The organism is Streptomyces sp. RLA131 (assembly GCF_056270125.1).
On the sequence record NZ_JBWDOQ010000002.1, the window covers coordinates 1597649 to 1610435 of the forward strand.

Sequence of the window (12787 nt, forward strand, 5' to 3'; positions counted from 1 at the left end):
GGAAGCCGTGGCGACAGGGACGACACACGGGGCCCGCGACCATGCCCGTGCCCAGGAGGGCAACCGGGTCGACACCATGCCGACGCTTCCCGCCGGTGACTGGCCGGCGCCACCCGCCGGTGTCACACCGGACCGGGTGGTCTGGGCGGAGACCGTGGCGGGCGGCAACTACACGCACAAGGTCCTCGCGCGCGGCACCGAACTGCGCCTCACCGACCTGGCCGGGGACGCCTGCGCCCATGTGCTGCTCTACGCGGACGGCCGCCCCTGGGAACGGCTCAACGCCGCCGACACCGTCAAGGTCGCGTGGAACGCCTACCTCGGCGAGGGCCGTCTGCTGCTGTCCGGCCAGGGCCGTGTCCTCGCCTCCGTGGTCGCCGACAGCGGCTCCCGCCACGACGCGCTGTGCGGCACCTCCACCGCGGTACTCAACAGCCGGCGCCACGGCGACGGTTCGCCGCAGGGCCCCTCCCCCGCCGGGCGCGAGCTGCTGAAGCTGGCCGCGCTCAAGAACGGCCTGGAGCCGCGCGACCTGCCGCCGTCGGTCTCCTTCTTCCAGGGCGTACGTGTCGTGGCCGACGGCAAGCTGGAGTTCACCGGATCGGCCGGCCCGGGGGCGTTTGTGGTGCTGCGCGCCGAGCAGCCGCTGACCGTACTGATCGCCAATGTGCCGCATCCGCTCGACCCGCGCCCGGAGTACGTCAGCACCCCGCTGGAGGTGCTGGCCTGGCGCGCCGCGCCGACCGCGCCCGGCGACCCGCTCCGGGAGGCCACCCCCGAGGGCCGCCGCGCCTTCCTCAACACCGCCGACCACCTCACCGCCAGGGGGCTCCAGTGACCGCGCCCGTGACCGCGACCGCGACCGGCACCACCTCCGTCGTACCGGCCCGCGCCCCCTGGTCGGCGGTGGTCCGCCGGGGCGAGCACCTGACCATCACCGACCTGGGCGGCAACCAGGCCGTGGACTGCCTGCTGTACGACGCCCACGACACCGCCGTCCGCTACAGCGCCCCCGACACCGTCCATGCGCAGGGCGGCATCTTCCTGACCACCGGCAGCGTGCTGCTCTCCAACGAGCACACCCCGCTGATGACCGTGGTCGAGGACACCTGCGGGCGCCACGACACCGTCGGCGGCGCCTGCTCCAAGGAGAGCAACACCCTGCGCTACGGCCACCACACCTGGTCCCAGCACGCCTGTGTGGAGAACTTCCTCGTCGAGGGGGCCAAGTACGGCCTGACCGGGCGCGACCTGGTCAGCAACATCAACTGGTACATGAACGTCCCCGTCGAGGAGGACGGAACCCTCGGCATCGTCGACGGCATCTCCGCGCCCGGCCTGAAGGTCGTCCTGCGCGCCGAGACCGACGTCCTGGTCCTGGTCTCCAACTGCCCGCAGATCAACAACCCCTGCAACGGCTTCGACCCGACCCCGGTGCAGATGACGATCAGCGGGGGCACCGCATGACGGGATTCGACACGCTCCTGGTCGCCAACCGCGGTGAGATCGCCGCCCGGATCATCCGCACCGCCCGCCGCCTCGGCCTGCGCACCGTCGCGGTCTACTCCGACCCCGACCGGGCCGCCCCGCACGTCCGGCTGGCCGACGAGGCCGTACGGCTGGGGCCCGCCCCCGCCAAGGCCAGCTATCTCGACGTCGACGCCGTGCTGGAGGCCGCCCGCGCCACCGGCGCCGGCGCCGTCCACCCCGGGTACGGCTTCCTGTCCGAGGACGCGGGCTTCGCGCGCCGCTGCGAGGCCGCCGGCCTGGCGTTCGTCGGCCCCACCCCGCACCAGCTGGAACTGTTCGGCGCCAAGCACACCGCGCGCGCCGCCGCCGCGGCCGCCGGGGTGCCGCTGCTGCCCGGCACCGGGCTGCTCCCCGGCCTGGACGCGGCCCTGGAGGCGGCGGAGTCGCTCGGCTACCCCGTCATGCTCAAGGCCACCGGCGGCGGTGGCGGCATCGGCATGCAGGCCTGCCACTCCCGCGCCGAACTCGGCGAGGCCTGGGACCGGGTGCAGCGGGTCGCCGCCGCGTCGTTCTCCTCGGCCGGCGTGTTCCTGGAACGGCTGGTGGAGCACGCCCGGCACGTCGAGGTCCAGGTCTTCGGCGACGGACACGGCCGCGTCGTCACCCTCGGCGACCGCGACTGCTCCCTGCAGCGCCGCAACCAGAAGGTCCTGGAGGAGGCCCCGGCCCCCGGGCTCCCGGACTCCGTACGCGCGCGACTGACCGACAGCGCCCGCGCGTTGTGCGCCTCCGTCGGCTACCGCTCGGCGGGCACGGTGGAGTACGTCCACGACGCGGCGCGCGGCGAGGCGTACTTCCTGGAGGTCAACACCCGCCTCCAGGTCGAGCATCCGGTCACCGAGGAGATCTACGGCGTCGACCTGGTGGAGTGGATGCTGCGGCTCGCGCGCGGCGAAACCCTCGACCTGTCCCCGGGCACCGCGCGCGGCCACGCGGTGGAGGCCCGGGTCTACGCCGAGGACCCCAGCCGCGGCCACCGGCCCAGCGCGGGCCTGCTGACGCGGGTCGGTTTTCCGCAGGACGTACGCGTCGACGCCTGGATCGAGACCGGCACCGAGGTGACGACCTCCTACGACCCGATGCTCGCGAAGATCATCGCCCATGGCACCGACCGCGCCGACGCCCTCGACCGGCTGGGCCGGGCCCTCGCCGCGACCCGGGTCGACGGCATCGAGACCAACCTCGGCCTGCTGCGGGCGGCCGTCGCCGAGCCCGCGCTGCGCTCCGTCACCCACACCACCGCCACGCTGGACACGGTCGCCGACCCCACCCCCCGGATCGAGGTCGTCCGCGCGGGCACGCTGACCACCGTCCAGGACTGGCCCGGCCGCACCGGGCTGTGGCACGTCGGCGTACCCCCCTGCGGCCCGATGGACGACCTGTCCTTCCGGCTCGGCAACGAGGCGCTGGGCAACGACGAGGGCGCCCCCGGTATCGAGTGCACCCTCCAGGGGCCGCAGCTGCGCTTCACCCACGCCACCACCATCTGTGTCACCGGCGCCCCGGCCGCCGTCACCGTCGACGGGGTGCCGGTCCCGCGGTGGGAGCCGTTCACCGTCCCGGCGGGCGGCCTGCTGGACGTCCCGGCACCGGACGGGGCGGGCCTGCGGACTTATGTGCTGTTCGCGGGCGGCCTGGACGTGCCGGGCTTCCTCGGCAGCGCCGCCACCTTCACCCTCGGCCGGTTCGGCGGCCACGGGGGCCGCGCCCTGCGGGCCGGCGACGTGCTGCACGGCGGGGGCCGCACCACCGGGGGCACCCCGGTGCCCGGCGGACGGCGGCCGCGGTTCGGCACCCGGTGGCTGGTCGGCGCGGTCGAAGGGCCGCACGCCGCACCCGAGTTCTTCACGCGGGACGACATCCACGACTTCTACGCCGCCGAGTGGAAGGTCCACTTCAACTCGGCCCGCACCGGCGTGCGGCTGGTCGGCCCCAAGCCGCGCTGGGCGCGAACGGACGGCGGCGAGGCGGGACTTCACCCCTCCAACATCCACGACACCCCGTACTCGGTGGGCGCCGTCGACTACACCGGCGACATGCCGGTACTGCTGGGGCCCGACGGCCCCTCCCTCGGCGGCTTCGTCTGCCCCGCCACCGTCGTCACCGGGCAGCGCTGGAAACTCGGCCAGCTGCGGCCCGGCGACACCGTCCGCTTCGTGCCGGTGAGCGACAACACCACGGCCCCGACCCCGGTGGCCTCGCGCCCCGCGCACCTCGACGGCGGCGTCCTGGAGCGCCTCCCGGAGACCGGCGCCCGGCCGTCCGTCACCTACCGCCGCAGCGGCGACGACAATCTGCTCATCGAGTACGGGCCCATGCAGCTCGATCTCGCGCTGCGCATGCGGGTGCACGCCCTGGCCGAGCGGCTGGCCGCCGACGCCCTGCCCGGCGTCGTCGACCTCACCCCGGGCATCCGCTCGTTGCAGGTCCATGTCGATCCCGGCGTCCTGCCCACCGCCAAGCTGCTCGACCTCGTCCAGGAGGCCGAGGCCGCGCTGCCACCCACCGACCAGCTCCGGGTGCCCAGCCGCACCGTCCATCTGCCGCTGTCCTGGGACGACCCGGCCACCCGGGAGGCCATCGCCCGCTACATGGCCGGCGTCCGCGACGACGCGCCCTGGTGCCCCTGGAACATCGAGTTCATCCGCCGCGTCAACGGGCTCGCCTCCGTCGACGACGTCTACCGGACGGTGTTCGACGCGGAGTACCTGGTCCTCGGCCTCGGCGACGTCTACCTCGGCGCGCCCGTCGCGACCCCGCTCGATCCCCGGCACCGGCTCGTCACGACCAAGTACAACCCCGCCCGGACCTGGACCGCCGAGAACTCGGTGGGCATCGGCGGCGCCTATCTGTGCGTCTACGGCATGGAGGGGCCCGGCGGCTACCAGTTCGTCGGCCGCACCGTCCAGGTGTGGTCCAGCCGCACCCCCGAACAGCCCTGGCTGCTGCGCTTCTTCGACCGCATCAAGTGGTATCCGGTCGAGGCCGCCGAACTGCTCGACATGCGGGCCGACATGGCGGCCGGACGGCTGGCGCTGCGGATCGAGGACGGCGAGTTCTCCCTCGCCGGCCACCAGCGCTTCCTGGCCGACAACGCCGCTCCCATCGCGGAGTTCCGGGCCCGGCAGGCCGCCGCGTTCGGCGCCGAGCGCGACGCCTGGGAGGCCGCGGGCGAGTTCGCCCGGGCCGAGGCGGCCACCGCCCCCGCCCCCGCGACGGCGGAGGTCGCCGTCCCGGCCGGGGGGTGCGCCGTGGAGGCCGAGTTCGCGGCGAGTGTCTGGCAGCTGGCGGTCCGGCCGGGTGAGCGGGTGCGCGCCGGTCAGAAGCTGCTGGCCCTGGAGGCCATGAAGATGGAGTCCGCGGTCGAGGCGCCCGCCGACGGCGTCGTCGCGGAGATCCTGGTCGGCCCCGGCGACCAGGTGGACGCCGGCACGGCGCTGCTCACCCTGGGCCCGGCGTGAGCCCCGGACACCCCGACCGGATCCACCGGACCGACCGCACCGACCGCACCGACCGCACCGACCGCCAGGAGACGCGATGACCGGACCAGCCCTCACCCGTGTACGCGCCGCGTACCGCCGCGTCGCGGAGGCCGACCGCCCCGAGATCTGGATCGGCCTGCGCCCGCGGTCCGAGACGGAGGCCGAGGCGCGGGCCGTCGACGCCCGCCTCGCCGCGGGCGAGGTGCTCCCCCTCGCCGGTACCGTCGCGGCCGTCAAGGGCAACATCGACGTCGCCGGGCTGCCGACGACCGCCGGCTGCCCGTCCTATGCCTACCAACCGGCCGCCGACGCCCCGGCCGTGGCCCGGCTCAGGGCAGCCGGCGCCGTCGTCCTGGGCACCACCAACCTCGACCAGTTCGCCACCGGCCTGGTCGGCACGCGCAGCCCGTACGGGGCCGTGCGCAACGCGTACGACCCGCTGCGGGTCAGCGGCGGATCCAGCAGCGGTTCGGCGGTCGCCGTGGCACTCGGGATCGCCGACTTCGCCCTGGGCACCGACACGGCGGGCTCCGGCCGGGTCCCGGCGGCCTTCAACGGGATCGTCGGCATCAAACCGACGTACGGACTGGTCCCGACCGGCGGCGTGGTACCGGCGTGCGCGAGCCTGGACTGCGTGACGGTGTTCGCCCGCACCCTCGGGGAGGCGGAACGGGCCCTCGGCGTGCTGGCCTCCGGCGCACCGGAGCGGCCCGACGTACGGCCCGACGTACGGCCCGATGTACGGCCCGACGTGCGGCGCCCCGGCCCGTGGCGGGTCGCGGTACCGCCGGCCGGGCAGCTGGGCGAGCTGGACCCGGGCTGGGCGGAGGCCTTCGACGAGGCGGCCCGCTCCCTCGCGGCGGCCGGGGCGGAGCTGCGGACCATCGACCTCACGCCCTTCTTGGAGGCGGCCGCACTGCTCTACGAGGGGGCGTTCGTGGCCGAGCGCTACACCGCCGTAGGCAGCTTTGTCGACAAACACACCGGCGACCCGGGGCTGGACCCGACCGTCGCCCGCATCATCACCGCCGCCCGCGACCTGCCCGCCCACCGGCTCTTCGCGGACCAGGACCGCCTCGCCGGACTCCGCGCGCGGGCCATGGCCGGGCTGGGCGACGCGGACGCGCTGCTGCTGCCCACGGCGCCCGGCCACCCGACCCTCGCCGAGGTGGCCGCCGACCCGCTGGGGGCCAACGCCCGCCTGGGCCGGTTCACCAACTCCACCAACCTCTTCGGGATGTGCGGGATCGCCGTCCCGGCCGGCGAGGTCGGCGGGCTGCCCTTCGGCGTGATGCTGCTCGGCCACGGCTTCACTGACGACCGGGTGGCCTCCGTCGCCCGGCTGCTGCGGCCCACCGCCCGCCTGGTGGTGGCCGGCGCCCATCTGACCGGCCAGCCGCTCAACCACCAGCTGCTGGACCTGGGCGCCCGGCTGCGGGCCACCACCACCACCGCGCCCGAGTACCGGCTGTACGCGCTGGACACCGAACCGGCCAAGCCCGGACTCGTCCGCGTCACCGGGAACGGGGCCGCGATCGAGGCCGAGGTCTGGGAACTGCCCCTGGAAGGGCTGGGGGCGTTCCTGGCCGCACTGCCCCGGCCCATGGCGCTGGGCCGGGTGGCCCTCGCGGACGGCACGGCCGCCCCCGGGTTCCTCTGCGAGCCGGCGGCGGTCCGGGGAGCCTCCGACATCACCGCGTACGGCGGATGGCGGGCCTACCTGGCGCGGTGACCGCCCTGGTCCACCGGGTCGTGCGGCCGACGGCCGCACGACCCGGTGAACGCTCGCGGTCTCAGCCCACCGACGAGTACGCCACCACGCCCCGCAGCAGGGCGTCGACCGCCTTGCGGGCGTTGCGCCGCACGGGGCTCGCCTCGGGTGCCGCCTGGGCGATCTGGCCGAGCACGTCGATCAGCTGCTTCGTCCAGCGGACGAAGTCACCGGCCGGCATGTCGGCGTCGCGGAGCACCGCGTCGAGCCCCTGGCCCGACGCCCACCGGTAGGCGGGCCAGGCGAAGCCGAGGTCGGGCTCGCGCTGGCCCACGCCCTCGGTCTGGTTGATGCGGTGCCGCTCCTCCAGCAGATCGAGGCGGCCCCAGATACGGACCATCTCGGCGAGCGCGTCCCGGGCGTTGCCTGACGGCAGGCGGGGCGGCATCGCGTCGTCCGCCGAACGGGCCTCGTAGACCAGGGCGGAGGCACAGGCGGCGAGTTCGGCGGGGCCGAGGCCGTCCCAGACGCCGTCGCGCAGGCACTCGCTGGCCAGCAGGTCGAGCTCGCCGTAGAGCCGGGCCAGCCGGCGGCCCTCGGGGGTGACCTGGTCGCCCTCCAGGTATCCGAGCTCGGTCAGCAGTCCGCAGATCCGGTCGAAGGTGCGGGCGATGGTGTTCGTACGGCCTTCGATACGGCGCTCCAGCTGCCGGGTGTCGCGCAGCAGCCGCTGGTAGCGCTCGGCCCAGCGGGCGTGGTCCTCGCGGTCGTCGCAGCCGTGACAGGGGTGGGCCCGGATGTCGGCGCGCAGCCGGGCGATCTCACGGTCGTCGGCGGCGGCCGCCCGCTCCTTGCGGTGCCGGGGCGGGCCGGCGATCCCGGCCGGGCCCACCTTGGAGCGCATGGCGGAGGCGAGGTCGCGCCGGGACTGCGGGCTGCGCGGGTTGAAGGTCTTGGGGATGCGCATCCGGTCCAGGGCCTCGACCGGCACCGGGAAGTCGATCGGCGCCAGCCGCTTGACCTGCCGTTCGGCGGTGAGCACGAGCGGGCGCGGCCCGTCGTAGGCCTGGATCTGGTCGTGCCGGGGGTGCTGGCCGGTGCTGCGGCCGGCCGGTACGCCCGGGTCGAGCACCAGGGCCAGGCCGGCGAACCTGCCCGCCGGGACCTGGATGATGTCGCCCGGCTTGAGCTTCTCCAGGGCGCCCGCGGCGGCGGCCCTGCGCTGGGTGGTGCCCTCCCGGGAGAGTTCGGCCTCGCGGTCCTTGAGCTGCCTGCGCAGGCTCATATAGGCGTCGAAGTCGCCGAGGTGGCAGGTCATGGACTCCTTGTAGCCGTCCAGTCCCTCCTCGTTGCGCTGCACCTGCCGCGAGATGCCGACCACCGAGCGGTCGGCCTGGAACTGGGCGAACGAGGTCTCCAGCAGCTCCCGCGAGCGGTGCCGCCCGAACTGCCCGACCAGGTTGACCGCCATGTTGTACGAGGGCTTGAAGGAGGAGCGCAGCGGATACGTGCGCGTGCCGGCCAGGCCCGCGAGCGCGGCCGGGTCGAAGCCGCGCTGCCACAGCACGACGGCGTGGCCCTCCACGTCGATACCGCGCCGCCCGGCCCGCCCGGTGAGCTGGGTGAACTCACCCGGGGTGATGTCGGCATGGGTCTCGCCGTTCCACTTGACGAGCTTCTCCATGACCACCGACCGGGCGGGCATGTTGATGCCGAGTGCCAGGGTCTCGGTGGCGAAGACCGCCTTGACCAGGCCGCGGACGAACAGCTCCTCCACGACCTCCTTGAAGGTCGGCAGCATGCCGGCGTGGTGCGCGGCGATGCCCCGCTCCAGGCCCTCCAGCCATTCGAAGTACCCCAGGACGTGCAGGTCCTCGTCGGGGATGGACTTGGTCCGCTCCTCGACGATGGCCCGGACCTTCGCCCGGGCCTCCTCGTTGTTGAGCCGCAGGCCCACCGCCAGACACTGCTGGACGGCGGACTGGCAGCCGGCCCGGCTGAAGATGAAGGTGATGGCGGGCAGCAGTCCCTCGGAGTCCAGCCGCTCGATGACCTCGGCCCGGCTGGGTGTCCACACCCGGCTGCGCTGCCGTCGTTCCCGCTCCCGGTCGGCCTCGCGGACCTTGCCGCGCCCCCGGCCGAAGTTCCCCTGGCTCTCCGTCCGGGCCAGCCGGACCAGCTCGGGGTTGACCTCGCGGCGGATCCGCTCGGAGGGGCCGGCGCCGTCGCGCTTCTCCTCGTACAGGTCGTACATCCGGCGGCCGGCCAGCACGTGCTGCCACAGCGGGACGGGGCGGTGCTCGGAGACGATGACCTCGGTGTCGCCGCGCACCGTGTCCAGCCAGTCGCCGAACTCCTCGGCGTTGGAGACCGTCGCGGACAGGGACACCAGCGTGACGGACTGCGGGAGGTGGATGATGACCTCCTCCCACACCGCGCCCCGGAAGCGGTCGGAGAGGTAGTGCACCTCGTCCATCACCACATGGCCGAGACCGTCGAGGGCCTGTGATCCCGCGTACAGCATGTTGCGCAGGACCTCGGTGGTCATGACGACGATCGGGGCGTCGCCGTTGACGCTGTTGTCGCCGGTGAGGAGGCCGACCTTCTCCGCGCCGTAGCGTTTCACCAGGTCGGTGAACTTCTGGTTGGACAGCGCCTTGATGGGCGTGGTGTAGAAGCACTTGCGGCCCCTGGACAGGGCCAGATGGACGGCGAACTCGCCGACGATGGTCTTGCCGGATCCGGTCGGGGCGGCGACCAGCACGCCCTTCCCGGCTTCCAGTGCCTGGCAGGCCTCGATCTGGAAGGGGTCCAACTCGAAGTCGTACAGCTCCCGGAAGGGAGCGAGGGCGGTGGCCTGGTCGGCAGCCCGGAGCTTGGCGGCGGCATAGCGCTCTGCGGGGGACATCTCGTCACTCATCTTGAAAACGAGAGTACCGGCAGGCACTGACAGCCGACGTGATCTTTTCTGTTCGGATGTCCGGAGGGGCCAGGTCATGCCCGGGTCGCGACCTGCTCGCGCTCAGGACGCGGCCAGGTCCCGGTCAGGTCCCGGTCAGGTCGCGTCGTCGAAGCCGTCGCCGGCTTCGAGCTCCTCACGCCTGCTGGCCTGCTCGGGCAGGGAGGCGCCGACCGACTCCGGGGTCAGGTCCAGATCGGAGGCCTCGTCGTCGTCCAGGTCCGCGTCGGGGTTGGCCCGGCGGCGGCGCCGGTCGTTGAGCAGGGAGACACCGACGGCGACGAAGTACAGCACCCAGATCGGGCCCGCCAGGGCCAGCATGCTGAGCGGGTCGGTGCTCGGCGTGGCGATGGCGGCGAAGACGGTGATGCCCATGATCATGCCGCGCCACCAGCCGGCCATCTTCTTGCCGCTGAGGATCCCGGCGAAGTTGAGCAGCACCAGCAGCAGCGGCAGCTCGAAGGAGAGGCCGAAGACCACGACCATGCGCGTGACGAGGTCGAGGTAGTCGTCCAGCGGCAGCAGGTTGTCGACGTTGGCGGGCGTGAAGCCGATCAGCACCGACGCCGTGGTCGGCAGGATCTTGTACGCGAAGAAGGCGCCGGCCAGGAAGAGCGGGAAGCCCGCCCCGACGAAGCCGATCGCGTACTTCTTCTCGGCCCTGTGCAGGCCGGGCGCGAGGAAGGCCCAGAGCTGGTAGAGCCAGATCGGGGTGGCCAGCACGACACCGGCCATGAGGGAGACCTTGAGTGCCAGCGTGAACGGCGTCAGCAGGCCGTTCATGGTGATGTGCGCGCAGTGCTTGTCCGACGCCGTCTGCTGGACGATGTCGTTCAGCGACGCGCTGCAGCCGATCGACTTCAGCACCGGATCGACCAGGAAGGCGATCAGCTGGTTGTAGTACAGGGCCGCGACGACGGTGACCACGCCGATGGCCAGGACCGACTTGAAAAGCCGGTTGCGCAGCTCACGCAGGTGCTCCGCGAGGGACATGCGCCCCTCGGGGTCCTTCTCCTGCTGGCGGGCAGACTTGAGCAACCCACGTCCTCATCTCGTGCGGCAGCCGTCGTCGCCGTCGGCTTGGTGTCCCTGTCGTCGTGGCCTGGGGCGGAACGCCGGGTCAGCTCTGGGTGGTGGTGTGCTGCTGGGGCTCGCTGACCGGACGGGCGCTGGTCACATCGCCGGGGGCGGCCTGGATGGTCTTGGGCGCGGCCTGCTGCTGCGCGGTGGCGTCGTCGGCGGGCGGGCCGGCCGGGGCCGGCGCGTCGTCGCTCTTCATCGCCTTGGCCTCGCTCTTGAGGATGCGCATGGACTTGCCGAGGCCGCGTGCCATGTCCGGGAGCCGCTTCGCCCCGAACAGCAGCAGGACGACGACAAGGATGAGGATGATCTCAGGGGCGCCGAGCTTGCCGAACATAAGCGAATACCTTCTCACCGAGGCGGCGTGGGTCCATGTCTGCCGACGGCCAAACGGATGTCCGGCCCTCGTACTGTCAGCGATCGTAACCTGCGGGGGTAAACGTCTGGCAATCCCCCGGCATCCACGTGGTTGCCGCCCCCGCCGCTCTCGTCCGGGGCTGCTTCGCCAGCGTACCTCCCGATCATGTGAAGAACGAGGGGCCGAGGTGTCAGCGCTTTCCCGAGCGGTGATACCAGGTATCCGCTCAGCGCCTGGCGGTCTCCCCTGCCCGCCTGACCAGCGGCTCCGCGGCACGCCGCAGATCCTGTGAGACTCGTGCGAGTTCTTCGGTGCTGCGGCCGAGCTGACCGGCCAGATTCCGGACCTCGGCGAAGACCCGGATTCCCAGGACGCCCAGGACGAGAATGCCGGCGGTCGCCAGGCCGACGTAGAGATAGAGCCACCACATGGCAGGAGATCCTATGCGTCCGCGGGTCAGCCGATGTGCAGACGCATGGTGCTGACGCCGCTGCCGGTGAGGAGTTCGACTATGCGCTCGCCCGCCGGTCTGCGTACGACCATGTCGCACTCGGGGCAGATGAAGGAGTAGAAGGTGGTTTTGTGGCTGCCCCCTATGGCCAGCCGCAGGGCGCTCGCGGTCAGCTCGAAACGGGCCCGGCAGTCGGGGCAGGCGGCCTTGAACACGACGCTCGGCACCATCACCGCATTCTCCTTCTACTCGCCGTACGCCGCCAGGGCCTCCGCGGCGGCCCGCCGGGCGCTGTCCGCGAGGTCCCGTGGGGAGACGATCCGGCCGTCCCGGCCCAGCCGGAGGGCGAGCCTGCGCAGCGAGCCCGGGTCGGGGGTGCGCAGCGTGACCCGCAGGGCGCCGTCGGGAAGTTCCTCGGCGGTGTCGTGCGGGTAGTACTCGGCGACCCAGCGGCCACCGGGGCCGACCTCGACCACGACCTCCGGGTCGTCGCCGGCCGGCTGGACCAGGCCCCGGTCCAGGTCCCGGGGCTCGAAGCGGGGCGGGTCCGAGGCGATGTCAAGGAGCCTGATCTCGGCGACCCGGTCGAGCCGGAAGGTGCGCCGGTCCTCCGACAGGTAGCACCAGCCCTCGAAGTAGGTGTGGCCCACGGCGAACAGCCGGATGGGGTCGACCTCGCGTTCGGTGAGCGCGTCCCGCGAGGGCGAGTAGTAGCGGATCCACAGCCGGCGGCCCTCGGTGATGGCCCGGTCGACGTCGGCGAACACGCTGCCCTCGGACTCGAAGGTCACCGACAGTCCGCTGCTGGCCCCGGCCGCCTCGCCGGCCGCCGTCTCCACCTTGGCGGTGGCGCGCAGCAGCGCCTGCCGGTCGCTGTCGCGCAGCCCGGGGAGGTTGGCGACCGCGCGGGCGGCCACCAGCAGCGCGGTGGCCTCGTCGGAGGCCAGCCGCAGCGGCTGCGAGGCCTCGCCGAGGGCGCCCTCGTTGTGCCACCAGATCCGCTCGCCGTCGGTGTCGATGTCGAGCAGGTCACCGCCCCGGAAGCTGGTGCCGCACAGCGGCAGCACGTTCAGGTCGCCGATCAGCTCGGCCTCGGTGACCCCGAAGGCCCGGGCGACGTCGCTGACGCGGGCCCCGGGTCGTTCGCGCAGATACGTCACCAGGGACAGCATCCGGCGGGTCTGGTCGATCGCGTTGGCCATCTGTACGTGACCCC

The 12787-nt window shown here is 73.1% G+C and carries 10 protein-coding genes; 4 read left to right on the plus strand and 6 right to left on the minus strand.

All coding sequences use genetic code 11. From position 1 onward, the window contains the following. Positions 1-7 precede the first annotated feature (7 nt). From RWE79_RS08235 to atzF, 4 genes are all read left to right on the plus strand, one after another. On the plus strand, positions 8-838 hold the full coding sequence (locus tag RWE79_RS08235) for an urea amidolyase associated protein UAAP1 (protein ID WP_475939355.1): 831 nt from the start codon (positions 8-10) through the stop codon (positions 836-838). Then, positions 835-1467, plus strand: a complete 633-nt coding sequence (locus RWE79_RS08240; RefSeq protein WP_475939356.1) for an urea amidolyase associated protein UAAP2 — start codon at positions 835-837, stop codon at positions 1465-1467. Before RWE79_RS08235 ends, RWE79_RS08240 begins: the two co-directional genes overlap by 4 nt. Continuing rightward, positions 1464-4991: an urea carboxylase gene (gene uca / locus RWE79_RS08245; RefSeq protein ID WP_475939357.1), complete on the plus strand. Its 3528-nt coding sequence runs from the start codon at positions 1464-1466 to the stop codon at positions 4989-4991. Before RWE79_RS08240 ends, uca begins: the two co-directional genes overlap by 4 nt. A gap of 76 nt (positions 4992-5067) precedes the next feature. Then, positions 5068-6744: an allophanate hydrolase gene (gene atzF, locus RWE79_RS08250; RefSeq protein ID WP_475939358.1), complete on the plus strand. Its 1677-nt coding sequence runs from the start codon at positions 5068-5070 to the stop codon at positions 6742-6744. A gap of 61 nt (positions 6745-6805) precedes the next feature. On the opposite strand, the gene RWE79_RS08255 is transcribed toward atzF, so the two are convergent. The 6 genes from RWE79_RS08255 to RWE79_RS08280 all read right to left on the minus strand — a co-directional run bounded on the left by RWE79_RS08255 (position 6806) and on the right by RWE79_RS08280 (position 12773). Continuing rightward, on the minus strand, positions 6806-9643 hold the full coding sequence (locus tag RWE79_RS08255) for a DEAD/DEAH box helicase (protein WP_475939359.1): 2838 nt from the start codon (positions 9641-9643) through the stop codon (positions 6806-6808). A 135-nt stretch (positions 9644-9778) separates the two neighbouring features. Then, the gene (gene tatC / locus RWE79_RS08260; protein WP_475939360.1) at positions 9779-10720 is read right to left on the minus strand and encodes a twin-arginine translocase subunit TatC; all 942 of its coding nucleotides are present in this window, start codon (positions 10718-10720) and stop codon (positions 9779-9781) included. Between the two features lie 82 nt (positions 10721-10802). Continuing rightward, positions 10803-11099 carry a Sec-independent protein translocase subunit TatA gene (tatA, locus tag RWE79_RS08265; protein ID WP_475939361.1) on the minus strand — a complete coding sequence of 99 codons (297 nt, stop codon included), beginning with the start codon at positions 11097-11099 and terminating at the stop codon, positions 10803-10805. A 247-nt stretch (positions 11100-11346) separates the two neighbouring features. Beyond that, positions 11347-11550 (minus strand): hypothetical protein, encoded by a 204-nt coding sequence (locus RWE79_RS08270; RefSeq protein WP_475939362.1) that lies wholly within the window; start codon positions 11548-11550, stop codon positions 11347-11349. 26 nt (positions 11551-11576) lie between these two features. Next, a complete protein-coding gene (locus tag RWE79_RS08275; protein ID WP_475939363.1) occupies positions 11577-11801 on the minus strand; it encodes a hypothetical protein in 225 nt (74 codons plus the stop codon). Positions 11802-11816: 15 nt separating this feature from the next. Further along, the gene (locus RWE79_RS08280; RefSeq protein WP_475939364.1) at positions 11817-12773 is read right to left on the minus strand and encodes a helix-turn-helix transcriptional regulator; all 957 of its coding nucleotides are present in this window, start codon (positions 12771-12773) and stop codon (positions 11817-11819) included. Positions 12774-12787: the final 14 nt, after the last annotated feature.